The sequence below is a fragment of the Campylobacter sp. P0085 genome, from assembly GCF_002139495.1.
GTDB classification, from domain to species: Bacteria; Campylobacterota; Campylobacteria; order Campylobacterales; family Campylobacteraceae; genus Campylobacter; species Campylobacter devanensis.
On the sequence record NZ_MJKB01000001.1, the window covers coordinates 128,214 to 152,080 of the forward strand.

At 32.9% G+C, this 23,867-nt stretch carries 26 protein-coding genes and 1 tRNA gene; 17 read left to right on the forward strand and 10 right to left on the reverse strand.

Annotated elements, in window-relative coordinates:
* The 7 genes from fliH to lysA are packed head-to-tail and all read right to left on the reverse strand — an operon-like array spanning window position 1 to window position 7,690.
* Entirely contained in the window at window positions 1–816 is an 816-nt protein-coding gene (fliH, locus tag CIGNP85_RS00680; RefSeq protein WP_086241649.1) for a flagellar assembly protein FliH, read from the reverse strand.
* Window positions 813–1,838 (reverse strand): flagellar motor switch protein FliG, encoded by a 1,026-nt coding sequence (gene fliG / locus CIGNP85_RS00685; protein WP_086225143.1) that lies wholly within the window; start codon window positions 1,836–1,838, stop codon window positions 813–815. Before fliG ends, fliH begins: the two co-directional genes overlap by 4 nt.
* Entirely contained in the window at window positions 1,838–3,547 is a 1,710-nt protein-coding gene (gene fliF / locus CIGNP85_RS00690; protein WP_086225144.1) for a flagellar basal-body MS-ring/collar protein FliF, read from the reverse strand. The genes fliG and fliF overlap by 1 nt, the downstream gene beginning before the upstream one ends.
* Before the next feature lie 6 nt (window positions 3,548–3,553).
* The gene (gene hisC, locus CIGNP85_RS00695) at window positions 3,554–4,651 is read right to left on the reverse strand and encodes a histidinol-phosphate transaminase (protein WP_086286659.1); all 1,098 of its coding nucleotides are present in this window, start codon (window positions 4,649–4,651) and stop codon (window positions 3,554–3,556) included.
* Window positions 4,648–5,727, reverse strand: coding sequence for a prephenate dehydratase (pheA, locus tag CIGNP85_RS00700; RefSeq protein ID WP_086228512.1), 1,080 nt, complete (start codon window positions 5,725–5,727; stop codon window positions 4,648–4,650). Before pheA ends, hisC begins: the two co-directional genes overlap by 4 nt.
* Entirely contained in the window at window positions 5,724–6,494 is a 771-nt protein-coding gene (locus tag CIGNP85_RS00705) for an HAD-IIA family hydrolase (RefSeq protein ID WP_086240326.1), read from the reverse strand. The genes pheA and CIGNP85_RS00705 overlap by 4 nt, the downstream gene beginning before the upstream one ends.
* A complete protein-coding gene (lysA, locus tag CIGNP85_RS00710) occupies window positions 6,494–7,690 on the reverse strand; it encodes a diaminopimelate decarboxylase (protein WP_086286660.1) in 1,197 nt (398 codons plus the stop codon). The genes CIGNP85_RS00705 and lysA overlap by 1 nt, the downstream gene beginning before the upstream one ends.
* A 271-nt stretch (window positions 7,691–7,961) precedes the next feature.
* Between lysA and CIGNP85_RS00715 the strand changes: the two genes are divergently transcribed.
* The 16 genes from CIGNP85_RS00715 to CIGNP85_RS00790 all read left to right on the forward strand — a co-directional run bounded on the left by CIGNP85_RS00715 (window position 7,962) and on the right by CIGNP85_RS00790 (window position 21,223).
* Window positions 7,962–9,464, forward strand: coding sequence for an MATE family efflux transporter (locus tag CIGNP85_RS00715; protein ID WP_086225149.1), 1,503 nt, complete (start codon window positions 7,962–7,964; stop codon window positions 9,462–9,464).
* Window positions 9,461–10,504: a glycosyltransferase gene (locus CIGNP85_RS00720; protein WP_086226720.1), complete on the forward strand. Its 1,044-nt coding sequence runs from the start codon at window positions 9,461–9,463 to the stop codon at window positions 10,502–10,504. Before CIGNP85_RS00715 ends, CIGNP85_RS00720 begins: the two co-directional genes overlap by 4 nt.
* Window positions 10,501–11,565, forward strand: coding sequence for a glycosyltransferase (locus tag CIGNP85_RS00725; RefSeq protein ID WP_086226719.1), 1,065 nt, complete (start codon window positions 10,501–10,503; stop codon window positions 11,563–11,565). The genes CIGNP85_RS00720 and CIGNP85_RS00725 overlap by 4 nt, the downstream gene beginning before the upstream one ends.
* Complete coding sequence (pglJ, locus tag CIGNP85_RS00730) at window positions 11,565–12,686, forward strand: N-acetylgalactosamine-N,N'-diacetylbacillosaminyl-diphospho-undecaprenol 4-alpha-N-acetylgalactosaminyltransferase (protein WP_086243399.1); 1,122 nt, start codon at window positions 11,565–11,567, stop codon at window positions 12,684–12,686. Before CIGNP85_RS00725 ends, pglJ begins: the two co-directional genes overlap by 1 nt.
* Window positions 12,670–14,760, forward strand: a complete 2,091-nt coding sequence (locus tag CIGNP85_RS00735) for an STT3 domain-containing protein (protein ID WP_086286661.1) — start codon at window positions 12,670–12,672, stop codon at window positions 14,758–14,760. The genes pglJ and CIGNP85_RS00735 overlap by 17 nt, the downstream gene beginning before the upstream one ends.
* Before the next feature lie 3 nt (window positions 14,761–14,763).
* Complete coding sequence (gene pglA, locus CIGNP85_RS00740) at window positions 14,764–15,879, forward strand: N,N'-diacetylbacillosaminyl-diphospho-undecaprenol alpha-1,3-N-acetylgalactosaminyltransferase (RefSeq protein WP_141031733.1); 1,116 nt, start codon at window positions 14,764–14,766, stop codon at window positions 15,877–15,879.
* Entirely contained in the window at window positions 15,872–16,477 is a 606-nt protein-coding gene (gene pglC / locus CIGNP85_RS00745) for an undecaprenyl phosphate N,N'-diacetylbacillosamine 1-phosphate transferase (RefSeq protein WP_086226716.1), read from the forward strand. Before pglA ends, pglC begins: the two co-directional genes overlap by 8 nt.
* Entirely contained in the window at window positions 16,464–17,045 is a 582-nt protein-coding gene (pglD, locus tag CIGNP85_RS00750; RefSeq protein WP_141031734.1) for a UDP-N-acetylbacillosamine N-acetyltransferase, read from the forward strand. Before pglC ends, pglD begins: the two co-directional genes overlap by 14 nt.
* Window positions 17,046–17,146: 101 nt before the next feature.
* Window positions 17,147–18,040, forward strand: a complete 894-nt coding sequence (locus CIGNP85_RS00755) for a DMT family transporter (RefSeq protein WP_086286662.1) — start codon at window positions 17,147–17,149, stop codon at window positions 18,038–18,040.
* Window positions 18,041–18,092: 52 nt separating this feature from the next.
* The gene (gene kdsA / locus CIGNP85_RS00760; protein ID WP_086278045.1) at window positions 18,093–18,893 is read left to right on the forward strand and encodes a 3-deoxy-8-phosphooctulonate synthase; all 801 of its coding nucleotides are present in this window, start codon (window positions 18,093–18,095) and stop codon (window positions 18,891–18,893) included.
* On the forward strand, window positions 18,886–19,212 hold the full coding sequence (locus CIGNP85_RS00765; RefSeq protein ID WP_086232488.1) for an SMR family transporter: 327 nt from the start codon (window positions 18,886–18,888) through the stop codon (window positions 19,210–19,212). The genes kdsA and CIGNP85_RS00765 overlap by 8 nt, the downstream gene beginning before the upstream one ends.
* On the forward strand, window positions 19,209–19,532 hold the full coding sequence (locus CIGNP85_RS00770) for a DMT family transporter (protein WP_179186960.1): 324 nt from the start codon (window positions 19,209–19,211) through the stop codon (window positions 19,530–19,532). The genes CIGNP85_RS00765 and CIGNP85_RS00770 overlap by 4 nt, the downstream gene beginning before the upstream one ends.
* Before the next feature lie 9 nt (window positions 19,533–19,541).
* Window positions 19,542–20,012, forward strand: coding sequence for a 6,7-dimethyl-8-ribityllumazine synthase (gene ribH / locus CIGNP85_RS00775; protein WP_086226712.1), 471 nt, complete (start codon window positions 19,542–19,544; stop codon window positions 20,010–20,012).
* A gap of 1 nt (window position 20,013) precedes the next feature.
* Window positions 20,014–20,412 (forward strand): transcription antitermination factor NusB, encoded by a 399-nt coding sequence (gene nusB / locus CIGNP85_RS00780; RefSeq protein ID WP_086225159.1) that lies wholly within the window; start codon window positions 20,014–20,016, stop codon window positions 20,410–20,412.
* Entirely contained in the window at window positions 20,409–21,089 is a 681-nt protein-coding gene (gene pyrF, locus CIGNP85_RS00785) for an orotidine-5'-phosphate decarboxylase (protein WP_086251500.1), read from the forward strand. Before nusB ends, pyrF begins: the two co-directional genes overlap by 4 nt.
* A gap of 43 nt (window positions 21,090–21,132) precedes the next feature.
* Window positions 21,133–21,223, forward strand: a tRNA-Ser gene (locus CIGNP85_RS00790).
* 407 nt (window positions 21,224–21,630) lie between these two features.
* Here CIGNP85_RS00790 and CIGNP85_RS00795 read toward each other — a convergent pair.
* Complete coding sequence (locus CIGNP85_RS00795) at window positions 21,631–21,891, reverse strand: hypothetical protein (RefSeq protein WP_439098028.1); 261 nt, start codon at window positions 21,889–21,891, stop codon at window positions 21,631–21,633.
* Entirely contained in the window at window positions 21,884–22,123 is a 240-nt protein-coding gene (locus tag CIGNP85_RS00800; RefSeq protein WP_086286663.1) for a hypothetical protein, read from the reverse strand. The genes CIGNP85_RS00795 and CIGNP85_RS00800 overlap by 8 nt, the downstream gene beginning before the upstream one ends.
* 130 nt (window positions 22,124–22,253) lie before the next feature.
* Here CIGNP85_RS00800 and CIGNP85_RS08300 point away from each other — a divergent pair, with 130 nt between their 5' ends.
* On the forward strand, window positions 22,254–22,397 hold the full coding sequence (locus CIGNP85_RS08300) for a hypothetical protein (RefSeq protein WP_179187317.1): 144 nt from the start codon (window positions 22,254–22,256) through the stop codon (window positions 22,395–22,397).
* Between the two features lie 117 nt (window positions 22,398–22,514).
* On the opposite strand, the gene CIGNP85_RS00805 is transcribed toward CIGNP85_RS08300, so the two are convergent.
* Window positions 22,515–23,144 (reverse strand): zeta toxin family protein, encoded by a 630-nt coding sequence (locus CIGNP85_RS00805; RefSeq protein WP_086234254.1) that lies wholly within the window; start codon window positions 23,142–23,144, stop codon window positions 22,515–22,517.
* Window positions 23,145–23,867: the final 723 nt, after the last annotated feature.

The following is a 23,867-nucleotide window of genomic DNA, read 5'->3' on the forward strand; positions in this document are numbered from 1 at the left end:
TTATTCGCTTAATATTTTTTTAATTTTCTCAAATCTAGCCATTACGCTGCCATCGATATTGCCTATATCGCTTAGAACGATTACACCACCAACTGATACAGCCTCATCACTGCTAAGTTTTATATTAGATTTTAGAGTTAAATTTGATTTTATAAACTCATAATCTTTTGGATTGGCTTTTATCTCAATTGCTGTAGCTTGGTTTAGTTCATCAATTAAGCTTTTAGCGATATTTAAGGCAATCTGAGCTGAGCTGTCTTTTATCTCTTTTAAGACTACTTCTTTAGCAATCTCAATAGCAGTTGCTGCGATTTCACTTTGACTAGTTGCTAGTAAAGTTTCAAGTTTAGCAGTTTGCTCATCGAGCTTATCAATGGAACTTGAATACTTTTTGCTAATTTCATTTAAAGCTGCATCATACTCAGCTTTAGCCTGTTCGTGTCCTTCTCTTAACCCTTCTTCTTTGGCTCTTTGAGTCTCATTTTCTAGGCGAATTTTAAATTCATTCTCTTGATGTTCAATCTGCATTTGAAGCTTAACGATATTACCGCTTAGATCATCAGTTCGCTTTAAAAGCTCTTCAATAAATGTTGATTCTATTAAATTTGACGACTCTTGAGCTGGAGTTGAGCTTGATTCAGCATTTTGTGTATTTGACTCAAAATCATCTCTTGCATCGCTATTTGTATCTTGGATTGGCTCCTTGACTGGTTGCTCTTTTGGTGATTCATTTGATTGGAGCGCTAAAACCTTAAATCTATATGGCTCGACTATATGCTCTTCGTTGTTTTTATGTATTACACTACTTGCTATCATTCTATCATCTCTTCGCTTACGCCGACTTGGAATACTCCATCTTCAGCTAGTTTTTGAACTAGTTCTACAACTTTTCTTTGCGCCTCTTCAACCTCTTTTACACGTACAGCACCAATAAATTGCATCTCTTCGATAAATGCTTCACTTGCTCTTTGACTCATATTGGCTAGGAATTTGCGTTTTAACTCTTCGCCGCTGCCTTTTAAACCAACCATAAGTACCTTTTTATCCACAACTTTGAGAATTTCTCTAATAGCATTGTTATCAAGAGAGCTAATATCATCAAATGTAAACATAAGATCTTTAATGATCGTAGCAAGAGCCGGATCATTTTTCTCAATAATTTCAATTGTAGATTTGCTTGCTTTTTGACCAAGACGGTTAAGAACTTCTGCAACAGCTCTTGGTCCACCAACTTCAACTTTATAGCTTGTAAGGCTATCAAGCTTGGATTCAAGTACGGTTGAAACACGTTTGACAACAGATGGGCTAATATCGCCTAGGTTTGCCATACGCATTACAACTTCGCTTCTAATATCATCTGGTAGATAAACTAGGGTTTCAGCAGCACTTGATGAATCCATATGGGCTACGATTAGAGCGATGGTTTGTGGATGTTCTTTGACGATAAAGTCGGCTAACTGCTGAGGTCGCACCTGGCCAAGATAGCCAAAAGATTTGGTGGTTTCGAGTGATTTTTGGAGTTTATCCATAATTTTTTGAGCGATTTCTGGACCAAATGTTCTAAATAAAATCTCTTTAGCATATTCGATACCGCCACTTTGTAAATATTGGTTAGACTGACTAACTACATAAAATTCTTCTAGCACTGCAGCTGCTATTGATTTATCGATAGTTTTGGCAGTGGCAATATATTTTGAGATTTCAGTGATAATATCTATATCCATATGCGCAAAAAGCATCGTAGTAACATCTTCACCTAGCTGAATGAGTAAGATGGCTATTTTTTCAGCCATGCTCAAATCTTCATATACTGCCTTTTGTTCTTCGTTTAGCTTCATTAGAATTCCTTATTGGAGTTAAATCCAGTATCATTTTTAAGCATATTTTGCAACAATGTAGCGATCTCATCGCTTCTTTCAGTGGCAATGAGTTTGAGTTTTTCTAGCATAACTTCGTATTTAAGCTCATTTTCATCAAAATTCTCACCAATTCCAAGTTCATCTTCAACCCGTTTTCTAGCAGCTTTGAATTTCTCCAATGTATCCTCGGCTTCTTCTTGGATAGTAGATTCATGTGAGAGCGGCTCAAGACCTTCGTCTTTAGACTCTTCAAGCATTTTATTAAGAAATGGAGTAATAACTTGTTTATAAAATACATATAAAATTATTAAAACTATTAGATATTTTAATACCGGTACAATTGGTTTAAAATATGTATCTACAACTTTTTGGAAGCCTGTTACCTGTGCAATTTTACCAGTTTGTCTAAATTCAAAATTACTTACTGTAACTTCATCGCCCCTATCAGCATTATATCCGATTGCTTGCTGGACTAGACTTTTTATTGAGTTTAATTCATCTTGATTTAATGGAATATAGGTTGGAGTCTGAGCTTGTGAGCCATCTTCAAGGGTTTGGAATTCATACTTTCCATCTACGACTACGGCTGCGGTTACTCTTTTTATAGTGGCGTATTGATCTTTTACTTTTATTGTTTGTTTTGAAATTTCATAGTTGGTATTGGCGACATTTTTGGAGTATAGTTCGGTTGGTTTATTATCTTCTAGGCCTTGAACTGGGCCGATATTGCTTACAGCACCTGGAACTCCACCAACATCTTTTGGCTCTTTTCCTTCCCTTTTTTCTTCTATATTTTGCTCACTTCTAATAACTGAGTTTGGATCATAAATCTCATTTATGCTATCTTTGGTTGAAAAATCAAATTCAATGCTAACTTTAGCTGTTACTTTATCTTTTCCGCCAATAAATTTGCCAATCATATCAATGATTTTTCTCTCATATGAATCTTCAAATTGGCTTCTATATTTAATTTGTGCAGCTACTAATTCATTCTCTAATGCAATCTCATCATCGCCAAGTGCTACGCCATCTTGTGTTACTATTTTTACATCTTCTAGTTTTAAATTTGGCACTGAACCAGCTACGATTCTTTTAATTCCATCAATCTGTCTACGATTTAACTTAGCGCCATCTTTAATTTTTACTACAACCGAAGCTGTTGGTGGGACTTGACGCTCGGTAAATACGCTATCTTTAGGAAAAGCTATATACACACTAGCCTTATCAATTGGCTCTAGACTTTCGATGGTTTTAGATAGCTCGCCTTGAATTGCACGTTGGAATTTAACTCTTTGTTCGTTTTCGGTTGCTCCAAAATCTTGTGTATCGTAAATTTCAAAACCCTTTTTATTATCACCCATTATGCCAAGGCTAGCTACGGCTATTCTTTGGCGATAGACATCACTTGTAGGAACTAAAATCGTACCTTCATCAGCTAGTTTATATTTTACGCCTTGAGCCTCTAATTCATTGATAATTTGAGAAGATATAGCAGGATCAACATTGCGAAATAATACGCTATAGCCTTCATACTCAGCCTCTGGGTTTTTATTACTACTGCTAAATAGAGTCAAAAACACCAAAAATCCAATAACCAAAACAACAGAGCTAATAACTACAATTTTTTGCTTTTTGGTTAGATTTTGAACGACTTGACTAATTTGTTGAAAAAGAGCTTTAAAATCCATAATCTATTAAATTTCCTTTTTAAGAGTTTCTAAAACTTTTATATTTTGTTTGCTGGTACCTATTGTTATGCGTATTGCATTTAATCCATAGCTTTTTAGATTACGCAAAATTATACCTTGTCTTAGTAGATTATCACAAATTTGAGTTGAGTCTCTACTGGTATCAAATTTAAAAGTAATAAAATTTGTATAACTTGGAATAAATTCAATCCCATTCTCAGTAGCAAATTTTTCAAAAATTTCCATTTCTTTAAAGTTATTTTCTAAAGTTTGCGTTATAAAGGCTTGATCTTTAATAGCTGCAATGGCTGCTGCTAGACTAGGAGTTGTAATATTAAATGGCGCTCTAAGCTTGCTAATGGCAGTAATTATTTGATCATTTGCAATACCATAGCCAACTCTCATTCCGCCTAATCCATAAGCTTTAGAAAATGTACCAAGATATATAGAGTTATTTAGTTTTACTATATCACTTGGATTTATAGCTTTTTTGCTATCTTTAAATTTAGCAAACTCCATATATGCTCCATCAATTACTACAATGGTATCACTATCAACGCTAGATATAAACTCATATACATCATTAGCATCTAAACATTCACCAAGTGGGTTATTTGGTAGACATAAAAATATAACCTTTATCTCATCTTTGTGTGCTAAATATTGCTCTTTTAGTTGATTTAGGTTGTGTGTAGCACTTGAGGTTTTATAAATTTTAGCCCCAATATGTTTAGCATAAATTTCATACATTGCAAAAGTTATACCTGCACTTAGCATTGCTGTATTTGGATTAAGCTTTGCGTGCATGATAAACTCTATTACTTGGTCGCTACCACTACCAATTACAATATTTTTACTACTTACATGATATAAATTTGCCAAAGACTCTTTAAGTTCATAATAGCTATCATCTGGATATAAATTTGCACATTTGATTGACTCTTTCATAGCTTCAAGTGCAAGCGATGAACAGCCTAGTGGATTTTCATTACTAGCTAGTTTTACTACATTTTGTGGCTCAATGCCAAACTCTCTAATAACAAGCTCGATTGGCTTGCCAGCTTCATATATTGGTAAATTTGATATTTGTGAATTGAAATTCATTCTTGTCCTTCTTGGTTTAAGTAGCTACCCAGCCAGGTGATCTCATGTCCGTTTTGGCTAGCATTTTTTAGCACTGCTTCGACATTTTCATCATCGATGTGCCCCTCAAAATCTATATAAAATACCGTTTTAAAATCTTTTTGTTTGATTGGTCTACTCTCAAGCTTGGTTAAATTTATTCCACCCTCTTTAAACATATTAAGCAGCTCTACAAGGCCGCCTGGACGGTGAGCAGTGAGTGCTAGGATGCTGGTTTTATTGCAGCTACTTTTGATATTTTTAAAATCACTTAGTACAAAAAATCTTGTTCTATTTGCCATATTATCTTCGATTTTTTCAAACATTATTGGCACTTTGTTTATATGTGCGGCTATTTTAGAGCAGATTGCTGCTGAACTAGGATCTTGTGAGGCTAAATAGGCAGCTTGAGCAGTTGATTTAGTTGGTATAAACTCTATTGAATTTAGATTATGATCATCTAGAAATTTATGACACTGATTATAGCCTTGCGGATGAGAATATATCTTTTTTATATCGCTTAAATTCTCATTTAAACTAACAAAACTATGGTGAATATCCATATAAATTTCAGCTACGATTTTTACATTTTCATATTTTCTTAAGCAATCAAGGGTAATCCCAACAGCACCTTCTGTATTATTTTCAATTGGTACAACTCCATATTTAGCCTCACCATTGTTAAGTTCCCTAAAAACACCCTCTATAGAACTGATTGGCGTATAGCTGCTCATTGCCCCAAATCTACTCTCAGCTGCTTGATGTGTATAGGTCCCAACTGGGCCTAAAAATGCTACTTTTTGTGGTAGTTCTAGATTGCGACTAACAGCAAAAATCTCTAAATATATCGCCTCGATAGCTTTGCTGCTTAGAGTGTTATTAGGTAATGATTTTAATCTTTCTAGTATTGCTCTTTCACGCTCTGGGCGATAAATTGGAGCATTTGAACCAACTTTTAATTCGCCAATTTTTTTGACAAATTCCATACGCTGATTAAGTAGGCCTAAAATCTCATTATCAATCTTATCGATGCCAACTCTTAACTCATCAATGCTCATTTTAAAATCTCCCAAATTTTACTCACATCATCATATATATTATCAATTTTATCTCTATTTAAATTTGCGGCACTACTTTTATCTATTTTACCACTTAAAACCAAAGCCGTACTCATATTCAACTCTTTAGCTCCATAAAGATCGCCAGTTGCGTCATCGCTAATTATTGTTATATCTTTAAATTCAGCCTTAGGATTTTGCAATTTTAAAAGCTCAAGCGCAGCTGTATAAAATCCTAAGCTTGGCTTGCCAATACTGCTAAATTGCACTCCAGTAGCGTAACTAATCATATTAGCAATAGCGCCAACTCCTGGATATAATCTACCATTTTTTTTGTAGATACTAGTCTCATGCATAGCTATAATTTTTATCCCTTTTAGGGCAAGTTCGTTGATAGTAGCAAAGTCATCAAAGCTAAATTTATCCCAGCTAGCTATTAAAACTGCTTTTGGATTGCTAAAATCTTGTGTGTAGCCTATATTTTGCATAGTAGAAATAAACTCATTAGCTCCAAAAAGTGCCACAGGGCAAGGTGAAATAGTTTTATTTAATACACAAAATGGATCTAAATAAGCACCATCTTTTATTGCCAATCCTTTATCTCTTAGCGTTTGTAAAAACTCATCACTTTTAATTTTTGTATTATTTGTTATAACTACATATGGAATTTGTTTTTGATTTAATTTCTTAAGTAGTTCACAAGCGCCATTAATTGGACTTTTATCGCTATCGCTTATTAAGGTTCCTTGAACATCGATAAAATACATTATATAAACTCTCTCTCATTTTGTATCATATCTTCAAAGCTCTCCCTTTTGCCTATTAAGCGATCTTTGCCGCCTTCAATAGCAACTTGTGCAGCTCTGCCTCTTGTATTGTAGTTACTAGACATTGAATATCCATATGCCCCAGCGCTTTTAATCACAAGCAAGTCACCATGATTTAGGCTTGGAAGCTCGATATCTTTACCTAAAAAATCACCGCTTTCACAAATTGGGCCTACTACATCACAATTAGTTTTATCTCCATCTTTTAATGCTATTATCTCATGATAAGCCTCATATAAACTTGGACGAATAAGATCATTCATAGCCGCATCGACAATTACAAAACGCTTATCACCATTAGTTTTTTCATATAATACTTGAGTGAGTAATTCTCCGCTATTTCCTACTATAAATCTACCTGGTTCGCATATGATGGTTACATCTTGACCCTTTAGTGCTGCTAAAATTCCTTGAGCATATTCATATAAATTTGGCTCATTTTCATCACTATATCTAATGCCAATACCGCCACCTATATCAAAGAATTTAATATTTATATCAGCTGCTCTTAACTCTTTTAATAGATCGCTAGTAATATTTGCTGCTTCAATAATTGGGCTAATATCACTTAGCTGACTTCCAATATGGCAGTGAATACCAACTGGATCTAGATTATCACTTCTATGAGCATGTAGATAAATTTTCCTAGCTTCATTTATACTAACACCAAATTTATTTTCATGTAATCCTGTAGAGATATATGGATGAGTTTTTGGATCTACATTTGGATTAACTCTAACTGAGATTCTAGCCTTTTTACCTAACTCTTTGGCTATTAATTCAACTCTTTGCATCTCAGCAAAGCTCTCTAAATTTATCATTAAAATATCTAAATTTAAAGCCTCTTTAATCTCTTCATCGCTCTTGCCAACTCCGCTATAAATTATCTTATAGTTACTAGCGCCTGCTAGCAGGGCTCTTTTTACTTCGCCTATACTCACACAATCAAACCCGCCACCAAGAGTAGCAATATGCTTTAAAAGGCTCAAATTTGAATTGGCTTTAACAGCGTAGCAAATAAGTGACTTTCTAGCATTAAATTCCTTTTTTAATCTCTCATATTGAGTAGTAATATGATCAAAATCATACACATAAAGCGGTGTTTGATACTTATGAGCTAGTTCCAAATAATCCATAAGACTGTCCTTGATAATTTTAGAATTCGTAATGCTACCCAAATTTGGCTTAAATTTAAGACTAAATTTTAGTAAAAATTTGCAAAATTTATTTTTAAAGTTAGGCAAAATATGGGCTTGTTTTTTAAATTTTTTGTGCTAAATTTAACATTTTTTATATTAAATTTAGATTTATTAACTTTAATAATTTTTGATTAAAGCAAAGAATTATTTAAATTTAGTTAGAATTCAACCTAAATCTATCCAAATATTCAAGGAAAAATAGCCCGTTATGTATCTAAATTTGCTTACAACTATTATTGTTTTTGCTCTACAAACAGCTATTAATTTTTTTCTTACTCCATATATTTTGCGTGTTTTAGGCGATGAAGCTTATGGATTTTTAGCACTTGCTAATTCGCTGGTAAATTATGGATTTATCTTAACACTTGTGATTAACTCTGTAGCTAGTAGATTTATTGCCTCTAGCTATCATAAAGGCAATTTTGCTAGGGCTAGCAAATTTTATAGTTCAGTGATTGTAGCTAATCTGATTTTTAGTCTTATAGTTGCGCTAGTTTCATTTGTGTTTTTGGTTAAAATTCAATCAATAATAAATATATCACAGGCCCTTTTAAGCGATGTAAGAGCTACAATGGCAATATATTTTATCAACTTTAGTATTGGGCTATTTAATGCACTTTTTAGCGTGCATGCATTTATTAAAAACCAGATGTATTTAATCTCTATTCGCAATGCTATATCCACTGCTATTTATGCTGGGTGCGTGTTAGGGTTATTTTGGGCGTTTGAGGCTATGATTTACTACACAGCAATTGCAGCTTTAATATCATCAATTTTTGTATTTTTTAGTGCTCTATTTTTAAATCATAAATTTGGGCTAAATTTACACTTTAATTCCAAGCTTTTTAGAACAAAATTTGTCTATGTTTTAGCTAGAAGCGGGCTTTTTAATAGCTTAAATATGCTTAGTCAAGTGCTTATTAGTGGCGCTAGCTTGCTTTTGGTTAATATTTTTATTAGTGCATTTAGTATGGGGATACTAGCGCTTTCTCGCTCAGTTACTATGATTATTGAGAGTTTTGTAGTTACTACTGCAGTAGCGTGGAATCCACGGCTGGTTGCCTTGCATGCAGGCGCTAAGCCTCTTAAAGATGAGGTTATTTTGGCTATTAAGAGTGTAAGCTTTGTCTCGCTTCCATTGATTGCGACTTTTGGGATTTTAGCTGATGAGTTTTATACACTTTGGCTGCCATTTAAGAGCAAAGAGGAGATTGAATTTATTTATGAGCTAGTTTTAATTTCGCTTGTACCATCTATTATTTTTGCTAGTTCACGTCCATTAATTAGTATAAATTTGATCACTGATAAACTTAAAAAACCAGCACTTGTAACGCTATTTATGGCTGTTTGCGTATTTTGTATACAGCTTATTGGGCTTAGTTTTTTTGAGTTTGGACTCAAAGAGATAGCAATTGTAATAACCATTGGAATTGCGCTTAAGATTAGTCTGTTTGATATTGCAAATGCTGGGGCAAATTTGGGGTTAAAACTAAGTACATTTTATCCAATCTATATAAAATGTCTTGCTGTTTTTGCTTTAATTACTGGAATAATTTATCCTATTTCAAATATGTTAAGCGTAACTAATTGGCTGGAGTTTTTACTCTGTTGTACTTTGATGAGCGGGCTTGGTTATTTAGTAGGGTTTGTTATGATATTTAATTTGGCACAAAGGGCGATATTTATAGCTAAAATTAGGGGGCGTTTTTGAAGATTGGATTTGTGATTTCTACGCTTGGATTTGGTGGAGCAGAACGGGTGCTAAGTATTTTAGCAAATAATTTAAGCTCTAAGCATGAAATAACTATTTTTAAATTTGATAGCAAGGCGCCATTTTATGAGATTGATGAGCAAGTGCGTGTAGTAAGCCTAAGCTTACAAAATAGTGGTATTTTAGGTAATCTCAAAAGAGTAATTAGCAAGATTTTTGTATTGCGTAAGATTTTTAAAAGTGGTGAGTTTGATCTTATAATTAGCTTTATGGATAGTACAAATTTATTATGTTTAATGGCAAATTTAGGCTTAAAACAGAGGCTAATAATATCAGAACATAGCGAACATAGCTTTTTATCTTTAAAGTGGAGAGTGGCTAAAAGATTACTATATCCATTTTGTGATGCTTTATCACTTTTAAGCAAAAACGATTATGAATATTATAAATATGTTAAAAATCGTGCGGTGATTTATAATCCATTTTTTGGAGAGGTTGGTACTGATTTTGATGAAAGTAAAAAAGAAAATTTAATAATTTTTGTTGGTAGACTTGAGAGTGTAAAAGGGTGCGATATATTTTTAAATTCACTTAAATTTTGCAATATTGGAGATTTTAGTGTGGAGATTTGTGGAGATGGAAGTGAGTTTGAAAAATTGAAAAGCGAGTTTAAAAGCGATAGAGTTAAATTCAAAGGAAGCGTAAGCGATATATCAAGCTATTATAAGCGAGCTAAAATTATAGTTTCAAGCTCAAGAAGCGAAGGGTTAGGAAATGTATTAATTGAGGCGTGCTTTTATAAGGTTGCTAGAATTGCTACGCCTACAGTTGGCGCATGCGAATTAATAGAAGATGGTAAAAATGGGCTAATAAGTAGCGATTTTACCCCACAAAGTTTAGCTAAAAAGCTAAACTTGGCTATACAAGATGAGAATTTAAGAGCTAAAATTGCTCAAAATGGCTATAAAAATAGAGCTAGTTTTATGCCTCAAAATATCACTCAAGAGTGGTTAAATCTTATAAATAGAGTATTAAAATGAAAATTATGTTAGTAATTTCTGCACTTAGAAATGGTGGAGCTGAGCGTGTAGTAGAGCTTTTAAGCCATGAGTTAAGTAAAAATTATGAGATTGAGACCATCTACTTTGAAGAGAATCAAAACCACTATAAAATTAGTGGTAAGCTTACTCATTTAGATATTTATAATCAAAAAGGCTTGTTAAGCAAATTTAGTAAATTTTTAAAAATTAGATCCTATATAAAGAGTGCAAAACCTGATATTATAATCACTTTTATGGATCAAACTAATATAAATGTGCTAATTGCCACAGCATTTATGGGAAAAAAAATTATAGCTACTGAACATGTGAGTTATGATTTACTAAGTTCGCAAATTTGGCGAAAAATTAGAAATTTTAGTTATAGATTTTGCGATGCATTAGTGGTTTTAAGTAAAAGAGATAAAGATTATTACAGTTTTGTTAAGCATTGTGAAATAATATATAATCCGCTATTTATGGTTGAAAACTTAGCTAAAATTTCATCAAATTTAGGTGTTAATTTAGCTAAAAAAGAGAAACTTATTTTAAGTGTTGGTAGGCTTGAAACAGTAAAAGGCTATGAGCTATATCTAAACGCTTTAGCTCTTGTAGATAAAAATTTGTTAAAAGATTATAAAATCGCTATTGCAGGTGAGGGGTCTCAAAGACAAAATTTAGAAAATTTAGCTAAAAATTTAAATTTAAATATTGAATTTTTAGGTCATATTAAGAGCGTTGAGACTCTCTATCAAAGGGCTGAGATTTTGGTTTTGCCTAGCCTTAGTGAGGCTTTTGGTAATGTGTTAAATGAAGCTGCAGCTTATAAAGTTGCTAGAATATCTACACCCACAGCTGGAGCTATGGAGATTTTATCTCATAGAAAGGATGCTTTAATTGCTAAAGATTTTAGCCCTAAGGCGCTAAGTGAATGCATAAGTGAAGTTCTAAGCGATCCAAATTTAAAAGAAAATTTGGTAAAAAATATAAATTTAACTAAATTTACTCCACAAAATATTATTTCCCAATGGAGTGAATTAATCGGTAAATTAAAAGGAAAATAATGAAAAAATTAGCAGTATTTATATATTCAATGGCTGGCGGTGGAGCTGAGCGTGTGGTGTCAAATCTGCTTAGTGAGCTAGTAGGGCGTTATGAGATTTATCTAATTTTAATGAATGATCGCATCGCCTACCCAATCCCACATGATGTTAAAATATATTATTTGGAGAATTCTAAGCCTTTTGAAAATGGACTGATTAAATTTGCAAAATTACCATTTTTGGCATTAAAATATAAGCGACTTTGCCTAGCACTTGATGTGGATTTGCATTTTGTATGGATGAATCGCCCTTGTTATGTTGCAGCTTTAGCTAGGATTTTAGGAGATAAACGCCCATTAGTGTTAAATGAGTGTTCAACACCATCGGTACTGTATGCTAATGATACACTAAAGTCTAGGATTAGTAAATTTTTACTTAAATGGCTATATCCAAAAGGTGATTTTATCTATCCAAATAGTCTTGGTAATTTGGCCGATTTGCGGGATAATTTTGGCATTGACGAGCGTAAAATGAGAGTGCTATATAACGCACTTGATCTTGATGATATTGCTCGTAAATCTAGTGAACCTATAGAATTTAAGGGTGAATTTTTCTTAAGTGTTGGGCGGCTTGATAGCGGTAAAAATCATGAACTTTTAATTAGAGCCTATGCTAGACTTAAAAATTGTGATAAATCTTTAATAATCTTAGGTGATGGAATTTTGCGCTCTAGACTTGAAAATCTAATAAAAGAGCTAAATTTAGAAGATAGAGTCTTTTTACCTGGCTTTGATAATAATCCATATAAATATATATCAAAATGTTATGCATTTGTATTTGTGAGTCTTTTTGAGGGATTTTCAAATGCTTTAATTGAAGCTTTGGCGTGCGGTAAGCTAGTAATTACAAGTGAGCATAAAAGTGGAGCAAAAGAGCTAATAGGGGAGAATGAGTGGGGTTATTTGGTTCCTGTAGGCGATCAAGATGCTACACAAAAAGCTATGCAAAGAGCTATTGATGAGCCAAATTTTGTAAAATATTATGAAAAAAACGCTATCATAAGAGCTAAAGAATTTGACAAAAAAATAATAGCTAAAAATCTTATAAATGAATTAGAGGAGATATATGCAGCTTCTAAATAGATATCAAATTTCAATATTTATAATTATTGCCTACCTTTTTGCTTTGTTATGCCGTATGGAGTGGGTATTGTGGGCTGGAGGTTATAGCGATTTTATTTGGAATAATCAGCTGATGATTAGCACAAATGATGGATATGCTTATGCTGAAGGCGCTAGAGATATGATAGCTGGATTTCACCAGCCAAACGATCTTAGCTACTATGGTACTCCGCTTTCTACATTGACATTTTTGCTTTGTAAGGTTTTGCCATTTAGCTTAGAGACTATTATGGTCTATTTAAGCATATTTTTAGCCTCGCTTATTGTTGTGCCAATGATTTTAATAGGCAAAGAATTTGGCCATGTTAAAGAATTTTTCGTTGCTAGTCTCCTTGCATCAATCGCAAATAGCTACTACAATCGCACAATGGCTGGATATTATGATACTGATATGTTGGTAATTGTTTTACCACTTTTTGCTATTTGGGGAATAATCAGACTACATTTTAAAGGCGATTTGATATCTTTTTTAATTATTTCGCTTTCAATGTTGGCATATAATTGGTGGTATCCATCTAGCTATACACTATGTGTGGCTATAACGCTATTTTATGCTATTTATACTGTAGTTTTAGAACGTAGAAATTTAAAGAATTATCAAGCGATTTTATTTATGATTTTAGCTATTACTGCTGCGCCTTATGCAGTTAGATTAGGGCTAATTATAGCGCTTTTTGGCTTGATTTATTTTAGGGCAAATTTACTTAGCGTTAGGGTTATGATTGGGCTTTTTGTATCTGTTTTGGCGCTATTTGTTATATTTGGTGGATTAAACCCGATATGGTTTCAGGCTAAATTTTATCTATTTAGAAGTCTTGGTGATAGTAGTTCAGTATCATTTTATTTTTATAATGTTAATCAAACAATTATGGAATCTGGGCGAATTGATTTAGATCTATTTACTCAGCGTATTAGCGGACATTGGAGCGTGTTTATTGCTGGTGTAATTGGCTATGTTTTGCTATGTTTTAAATTTAGAATATTTTTAGTAGCTATTCCAATGATTGGTCTTGGTTTTTTAGCACTTAAAGGTGGGCTAAGATTTACAATTTATGCTGTACCGATTGTGGCGATGGGATTTGGATATTTGTTATATTATTTACTCAAAAGAGCCAAAATAGCAAAGATAAATTTAATAGCTTTTATTATTACAGTAGCAGCGTTGATTCCATCTATTGTTCATATATATTATTACAAACCATCAAGCGTACTATTTAAAACTGAAGTGAATGTTTTAGATAAGCTTGGCAAGATTGCAAAAAGAGATGATTATACCTTGGCATGGTGGGATTATGGTTATGCGATTAGATATTATAGCGATACAAAAACATTAATTGATGGGGGTAAACATTTAGGTAGAGAAAACTATGCAGTTAGTTATGCTTTAACTATGCCACCATTAAATTCTGCTAATATGGCACGATTAGAGGTTGAATATACTGAAAAAGGCTATATGCAAAACTTTGGCGGTAAGAATTTAGAGCAAATTTTAAAAGATTATAACTATATCGAGCTTGGAGAATTTTTAAGTGATATTAAAAAAGAAACTTTTAGTCCACCTCTAAAGAGTCGTGATATATATTATTTCTTACCTGATAGAATGATGGGGATTTTCCCGGTTGTAGCTAAATTTAGTCGTCTTGATCTACTAAATGGCAAAGAGTGGGCTGAATCATTTTTTGTTATTGCGACCAATTTTGCTCAAACCCAAAATGGAATTGCTTTAGATAATGGTATAATTATCTCAAATGATGCTACGCATATTGAGCTAGGTGGGCAGAAATTTAGGGTAAATAGTTATATTGAAACTAAATATGATGAAAATATGAAGCTAAATAAAACTATTCATAATATAGATAATTTAGCTGATATATATCTGATTTATATGGTTGATTATGGGCGATTTGTTATAATGGATAGGGAGATGTTTAATAGTAGCTATGTTCAGCTTTTTGTGCTAGAAAATTACGCTGATACACCATTTGAGCCTGTTATTTTAGAACCAGCAGCTAAAGTATATAAACTTAAAAGGTAGAGCGTGGTAATAGGGTTTTTATCTCATTCAGATATGAGTATTTATCACTTTCGTTTGCCAATAATGAGAGCATTAAAGGCGCTTGGGCATGAAGTGATTGCTATTGCGCCAAAGGGAGAGTATAGTAGTCTTATTGGTGCTGAGTTTAGACTAGTGCATTATGATATCGATAAGGCAAGTTTAAATCCTCTTAAAGTTTTTAAAGATACAGCAAATTTAGCTAGACTTTTAGGTGGATTAAATTTAGATATGCTCCAAACATCAGCACATAAATCAAATGTATTTGGGACACTTGCAGCTAAGCAAGCAGGCGTAAAATGCGTGATAAATTTAGTAGAGGGCTTAGGTAGCTTTTATATATCCAATACTCTAAAAAGTAGGCTTATAAGAGTAGCTATTGAAGGGCTATATTTTATCACATTTAGACTATCAAGGGCTACGATTTTTGTCAATGATTCAGATCCTAATTATATGTTGAGCCGCCACTTAATCCAAAAAAACAAGATAAAACGAATTAAAAGTGTAGGAGTAGATGCAAGTGAATTTGACCCACAAAAAGTAACGCCATATGATTTTAAAAGTGATAAGAAAATCGTTTTAATGATAGCTAGAGCGTTAAAAGATAAAGGAGTGATGGAATTTTATGAAGCAGCTAAGATCTTAAGTGGGCGTAAAGATTGTGAGTTTGTATTTGTAGGTTCAAGTGATTTAGGTAATACATCTAGTCTAGATGAGGAGTTTTTACGCTCACCATATGTGCGTCATATAGGCTGGAGTGATAAGGTAGCCAATATGCTTTCATCGTGCTATCTTTTTACTTTACCAAGTTATAAAGAGGGTTTTCCACGTACGGTGTTAGAGGCAATGAGTATGGCAAAACCATCAGTTGTAAGCGACTGCGATGGCTGCAAGGAAGCAATAACTGATGGTTTGCATGGTTTAATTTGTAAAGCTAGAGATGCTAATGATTTAGCTATAAAAATATCTAAGTTGCTCGATGATGAAAAAGAAGCTACAAAGATGGGGCAAAATGCTAGAAATATTGTACTAAAACACTATAACCAGCCAATCATTACGGCAAAATATATTGAGTTTTATAAGGAAATTGCGAGTGTATAGATATTTTTTTAAGCGGATTTTTGATATTTTAGGGGCGTTAATTTTAATAATCTTAACTGCACCAGTGATGGCGTGGGCATATTTTGCGATTAAAAAACATCTTGGGACACCTGTAATATTTACCCAAGCACGACCCGGTAAAAATGCTAAAATTTTTAAAATTTATAAATTTCGCTCTATGAGTGATGCTCGTGATGAAAATGGTAATTTGCTTAGCGATGAGGTTCGACTTGGAGAATTTGGAAAGAGGATTAGAGCGCTTAGTATAGATGAGCTTCCGCAGCTTTTTAATGTTTTAAAAGGCGATATGAGTTTTATTGGGCCACGACCATTGTTAGTTGAGTATTTGCCACTATATTCTAAAGAACAGAGTCGTCGCCATAATGTCCGTCCAGGAATTACAGGCCTTGCGCAGGTAAATGGTAGAAATGCTATTAGCTGGAAGCAAAAATTTGAATTTGATACATATTATGCTGATAATCTAAGTCTAAATTTAGATATTAAAATTGCTTTTTTAACTATTAAAAAGGTTATAAAAAAAGATGGAATAAATAAAGATGGTATGGTAACTACGGAGAAATTTAGTGGCAATAACTAGTTTGTATATCTATGGAAATGGTGGTCACGCTAAAGTTGTAGCTGATATAGCTCGTATAAATGGTTATAATGATTTAATATTTTTAGATGATGTAAACGGAGTGAAATTTAGCCCTAAATTGCCCAAATATCCTATAATCATAGCTATTGGTAATACTATAGCTAGGGAGCGACTTCAAAGGCTTGTAGTTGAAAGTGGATTTGAGTTAGCTACACTCATCCACCCAAGTGCGATTATTAGCACTAGTGTAAAAATTGGCACTGGAAGCGTGGTAATGCCTAGGGCTATTATCAATGCTAATAGTATAATTGGAGATGGTGTTATCATAAATAGTGGTGCTATAGTAGAACACGATTGCATAATCGGCAATTTTGCGCATATTTGCCCTGGTGTGGTTTTAGCAGGCGGTGTAAATATTGGTGAGCGTACTTGGATAGGGATTGGTTCGAGTATTATTCAAGGGATTAAAATCAAATCAGATATAACCATTGGAGCTGGTAGCGTGGTAGTATCTGATATAGATAGTGGTAGTATAGCTTATGGTAATCCATGTAAGGTACGAAAGTAAATTGGGCTTAATGATTGATTGTGATATTTATCTTAAATTCAATGAAATTTAACTAATATTTTATTTTAAAAATTTAAAGTAAAACCGGATATAAAATAAAAATGAGATATAACAGATTTTTAATTCGCCATTTGGGTATTTATTATATGTTGATCGCCTCTTTGCTTTTTGCTGGGACTGGAGCATTATCTAAAATTTTAAGCAGCGAGCTAAGTTCTATTGAGATTGTATTTTTTCGCAATATCATAGGACTTGGGCTAATAATTTGGATGATTTATAAAAGGCCACTTCATCAAGCTGGTGGCAAGTTTTGGCTACTTGCTTTTCGTGGAATTATTGGGACAATTGGGCTGTATGCATTTTTTTACAATATTGCTCATATAGACCTTGCAACAGCCTTTACATTTTCTAAGACTAGTCCAATTTTTACAGCACTTTTGGCTGCTTTTATTTTCAAAGAGAGACTTAGCTATCTAGGCTGGTTTGCGATTTTTATCGGATTTATTGGAATTTTATTTGTTATTGAGCCAACTCTTGGCGTAAGCAAAGATGAATATATAGGCCTACTTAGTGGAATTGGTGCAGCTCTTGCTTATACTAGTATTAGAGGGCTTAGAAAGCATTATGATACTAGGGCGATTGTTTTGTCTTTTATGATTTGTGGGAGTGCTATGCCGCTTTTATCTATGATTGTTGGGAGCTTTTATTATAGGCCAAATTTGGATTTTTTGATTAGTCCATTTGTGATGCCTAGCTTAAATGGTTGGGTTATGATAGTTATTATGGGATTATTAGCTACTGGATTTCAAATTTATCTAACCAAAGCTTATGCAGCAAGTAAAAAAGCAGGAGTTGTAGCAGCTGTAGGCTATAGCGATGTAGTTTTTAGTATGATTTTTGGGTTAATTTTGGGTGATGCCCTGCCTGACGCTTGGGCATTTTTAGGTATTGTAATGATTATTGGTGCTGGAATTTTAGTTGCTCGTGAGCGGTAATTTAGCAATATTTGGGTATAATCATAGCTAAAATGAAATTTAAGGTGTAAAAATGATATTAATAGCAGGACCTTGCGTAATAGAAAGTAGAGATTTGGTATTTAAGGTTGCTAGTAAGCTTAGAGAGTTTGCAAATTTAGATTGGATAGATTTTTATTTTAAATCTAGTTTTGATAAAGCTAATCGCACAAGTATTAGTAGCTTTAGAGGGCCAGGACTTGATGAGGGTTTAAAAATTTTAGATGAAGTTAAGCGTGAGTTTGGCTTTAAAATCTTAACCGATATCCACGAAAGTTATCAAGCCCAGCCCGCAGCGCAAGTAGCAGATGCCCTGCAGATACCAGCATTTTTATGTCGCCAGACAGATTTGCTAGTAGCAGCAGCCAAAACCAAAGCGATAGTAAATATCAAAAAGGGTCAATTCCTAAGCCCTGATGCGATGAAACATAGCGTTAAAAAGGTCTTAGAAACTCGTGGTGTAAGTGAGTTTGGTTATGAAGTAGCTAAGGCAAATGGGGTATTTTTATGCGAGAGAGGCTCTACATTTGGTTATGGGAATTTAGTAGTGGATATGAGAAGTTTGCCTATTATGAGAGAGTTTGCGCCTGTTGTTTTCGATGCTACTCATAGCGTTCAAATGCCAAGTGCAAACGGCGCTACAAGTGGTGGCGATAGCAGATTTGTACCATATCTTGCTAGAGCAGCAGCGGCTGTGGGTGTGGATGGATTTTTCTATGAAACGCATATTAATCCATGTGAGGCTATGTGCGATGGGCCAAATATGCTAAATCTTGAAGCCCTTAAAGCAAATTTAGAACAGATCAAAAAAATCAAGGACGCTTTAGGTGAATAATAAAGGATTTTTTTGGGTCATTAGTGGAGCTAGTGTTGAAGCTGGCTGGGCTTATGGCTTAAAGTATGCTAATACACCATTTGAATGGGTGATTACTGCTTTGCTTGCTTGTTGTAGTTTTTGGGCATTTATGATGAGCTTTAAATATCTTAGCGCAAGTATAGCTTATACAATGTTTATTGGATTTGGGACAATTTTCATCGTAGGTGCCGAGATAATTACAAACTATTTTAATAATCAAAGCATTAGTTTCCTTAGAATTTTATTTATTTTGCTTATTATTATCGGCGTTTTAGGGCTTAAAAGGAGTGAAGCGTGATATATACAGCTGCGCTCTTTGGTGCTGGAGTTTGTGAGGTTTTAGGTGTCGTATTTTTAAATCAAATGGCAAAAAGTCAAAATATCAAAAAGATTGCACTTTTTATGCTTGTAGTAGTAACTTTTGGAATATCTTTAAGTCTGCTTGGCTTTGCGATGAATATATTGCCAATGTCAGTAGCCTACTCAGTTTGGACTGGGATTGGAGCTGTTGGAGCTGTTGGAGTTGGAGTAATATTTAATAAAGAAAAGATAGGTATCAAAAAGGCAGTTTATCTATTTTTGATAGTTTTTAGTGTAATAATGTTAAAATTAATATAAGGAGTTAAAATGAATATAATAGAAGGCAATTTAGCCCTAAAAGGCAGTGAAAAAATAGCTATAATCAACGCTAGATTTAATCATATTATAACTGATAGGCTTGTAGAAGGTGCAAAAGATGCGTTTTTACGCCATGGCGGTAAAGAAGAAAATCTATCTTTAATCTTAGTTCCTGGTGCATTTGAGATACCAATGGCACTCCAAAAAGCTCTAGAAAGTGGCAAATTCGACGCTGTAGTATGCGTAGGAGCTGTAATTCGTGGTTCTACTCCGCATTTTGATTATGTAAGTGCAGAAACTACTAAAGGCGTAGCAAATATAACGCTAAAATACGCTAAGCCAGTAACATTTGGCGTATTAACAGTTGATAATCTAGAACAAGCCATAGAAAGAGCCGGCTCAAAAGCTGGAAATAAAGGCTTTGAAGCAATGGTTGGAGTTATTGAGTTGCTTAGTTTGTATGAAAATTTAAAGGGATAAAATGGCTACTAGACATCAAGTAAGACAGTGCGTAGTAAGCCTACTCTATGCTAAGGAGATGGGTAGCGAGATGGAGCATTTTAGCGATGAGTTCTTAGAAGAAAAAAAGATAAGAAACGACCAAAAGAGCTTTACAATTAGCTTATATAATGGTATTTTAGAAAATTTATCTAGCATTGATGAACAGCTAGATAACTATCTTGGCAAGTGGAAAATAGGCGAGATAGGTAGCGTAGAAAGACAAATTCTGCGACTTGGAGCCTATGAGATGAGATATAGTGATATAGACTCAGCTATTGCGATTAATGAGGCTGTGATGCTAGCTAATGAATTAGCCAGTGAATCTTCTATCAAACTTATAAATGGTGTTTTAGACGCTATCGCAAAGGATAAAAAGTGAAGCTTTGTATCGCATTAGATATGGCGCAAAAAGATGAGTGTCTAGCACTAGCTAGAGAGCTTAAAGGGCTTGATTTATGGCTAAAGGTTGGGCTTAGAGCCTATTTGCGTGATGGAGCAAAATTTATAGAAGAGTTAAAAAGCATTAGTGATTTTAAGATCTTTTTAGACCTTAAAATTTATGATATACCAAACACTATGGCAGATGCTTGCGAGGTGGTATCTAGAGTTGGTGCTGATATGATAAATATTCACGCTAGTGCTGGAGTAGTAGCAATGAAAACAGTAATGGATAGATTAAACGCTTTGCCTAGTAGGCCACTAGTATTGGCAGTGTCAGCTCTTACTAGCTTTGATGAGAGTGAATTTAAAGCTGTGTATAACTCTAGTATTAAAAAAAGCGTAGTAAATATGTCGCAGATGGCATACGCAAGTGGCCTAGATGGAATGGTCTGTTCAGTATATGAAAGTCTAGCTATTAAAGAGGCTACTAGCAGAGAGTTTTTAACCTTAACGCCAGGTATTAGGCCGTTTGGTGAGGATAATGCAGATCAAAAAAGAGTAGCTGATATAGCTACTGCGGTGCAAAATCAAGCTGATTTTATAGTAGTTGGCAGGCCTATATATAAAGCAAATAGTCCAAAAGAGATTACTCAAAGGATTTTAGAGCATATTTAAGCGGTTTTTAAGTAAAAAGCTTGTATAATTTCAGCTCTTTTTAGGACAGATGGGTGAGCGGCTGAAACCACACCCCTGCTAAGGGTGCAAGTCTTAATCGGGCTTCGAGGGTTCAAATCCCTCTCTGTCCGCCACTTAAAGAAATTTTACCTTTATCCAAATCCTTTTTTAAGTTTTTAGCATTATTATTTAATAAAAACCATATTGTTCAAATTTGATTAATATTTTTTCATATTTAATTATCTATATTATTTTGGCTTGAAAGTCGATATATTTTGATTTAATTTATTATTTGAATATCTAAACTCTTTTGAGCTTATATTGATATTTCATCATCGTATGTAGCAAAGGCTCATCAAATCCTGTTTGATACTTCTTTGCAACTATCAATACATTGAAATTATCATGAAACTCTGCTTTTGTTTGGTTTTTGGATATATGGCTACCATCTTTTCTTACATTTAGTTTTGCTTCTGTGTATTCTTCATCTCCATCTTTGATAGCACCAAAAAGGCTACTAAGATATCTATATCATTGTATTTCATTCTAGCCCAATATCAGCCCTATCAAGACCAGCAAATGTATATACATCCTCAAAAAGTTTTTTATGTATATCTTTTAAATGTTGATAGTCAAAATTGACTTTAATTGGATTAAGTTCTAACTCCAATTGTTTTTTTAATGCAATTTCTCTTTCTCGTTCTTTTAGTTCTACTAAATTTATTGCACCTACTAAATTAGAATCTAAAAGCTGTCTATCAAAATCATTTTCAGGGATACCATCATCTAAAAATTTAAACACTTACTCCCCACTCTTTTTTATATTCGGCGATTATTTCATCAGCTGTTTTTTCATTTTTTGCAATTTTTATCATATCAATAATGTTTCTTTCATTTGCAAACATATTTTCAATAGTGTGTCCGCAAACGGTAGATCTTATAGCTCTATATTGCTCTTTTGTCAAATCATCTTTATATTTATCAAGTATAGCTAAGCTCTCTTCTAAGCTATACACTTCTGGATATTTATTCATCTATTTTCCTTTCTAAGACTTCTTTTTTATAGAATATTTAAATTTTTATGATGGATTATATAGCATATATTCTTACGATGTCAATAGATTAAGTTAAATATAAGTATATTTTGTAAGTTTTTATAGAGATATGCGATGCCCAAATATAAGCTATCAAAGAACTCAAGCAGACAACAGAGTAGATATAGATAATGCTCAAAATAGCATAAATTCTAAAATATTAATCAAAGAGATAAAAATCAGCAAAATATTTATCAACCGACAAAACCTATAAATCAAATCACTCCAAACAGTATAAATAAATCCAAAAATAAAGGCAATGAAATGAAAATTTAAATTAAGATAAATTATAAATCACCTAAGTAAGTCAATTTTGTGTTTATTTATATTTTCATATTCTTTTTTGTATTCTGTACTTATTAATAATTTCATTAGCATAACTATCTATTATAGTAAAAAATTCTCCATTTTGCTTAACTGCCACTAATTTGGCATTTGATAGGGTTTGCTCTTTGTCGTCTAGAATTTCACTATTGTTATCATAGAAATAGATCTTATCACATACTCCAAGTAGCTCTTTTAGGTTATCAAAACTTTGTCCAAATCTTCTTTCTAAAATTTCATTGTCTATATTATGTCCACCTTTGCTTACTCTAATTGCTACTCTTTTTTTAGATATTTCAACATTTTCTAAGCCTATATAAAAAAGCGTAATATTATAATCTTTGTTTTTAGCCAATTTTATAAATCTGATAATTCCTTTTCCGCTAAGTGTTGTTTCAAGATTAAAACTAGCACCACTATTTAAAAATTTATTTCTCATAGTAATAGCCAATTTACCTGCTTTATTTTGTATATATGAGCTTTCGTAATTACCTAATTCCTTTGCTAACTCATCACTATTTACTCTATAACCATAAAAATAATTTTTTAAAAGCTGATTAATGTAAAATGTGCTTTTGCCACTCCCATTTACTCCAGCAAAAATATATAATTGTTTAGTATCTTTTATATTATCCATATAGTAAAACCTTTTATATTGAGACTTTGATTTTATTATATTCTTATTTTGCCTAATTCAATCTTTTTTATCATAAATAGCAAACTAAAAAACCTTGCTCCCTTTAGGATTTACTACAACAGCAAAATATCTTTTATCTCTGATTTCTAAAAGCTCGATATCCTTATCGCTCAAACAGGCCTTTGAAATATTAGCCATAATAACTCCTTCAATAGTGACTTAATTAATGACTAAACTTTTTGAGAATTAATGATATTTTTTTAAAATCAATTGAAAAAACAGCACTAGAAAACCCTCTCCAAGGATGAAAAATAGGCAATAAAATTGAATAATTAAAAAAGGATTTGAATAGATATAAGATATTAAATGGTGGAGGTGTGCGAATTAATTACATATCTACAAAATACCTATTTAACTATATCTATAGATTATCCAACTTTAATAATGACCTAATTAATAACTTTATTTATTGAAACTTATTAATACTTAACTACTAATTAAAACACAGATTATAGCATATATTTTAATAGATTAAAAAATATAAATAAATTAAAAATTATATTATTTGATTTATTAATTATATATTTACTAAATATAATATATAATTAGTTGTTTATTTTTGTTAAAATTTGGTTAATTTTCATCAGACCTTTCTTATAAAAAAAGAAAAATGAAAAGGGGTAAGTATTATATTTTTATAAAAAATATCAAAAATTCAAAATT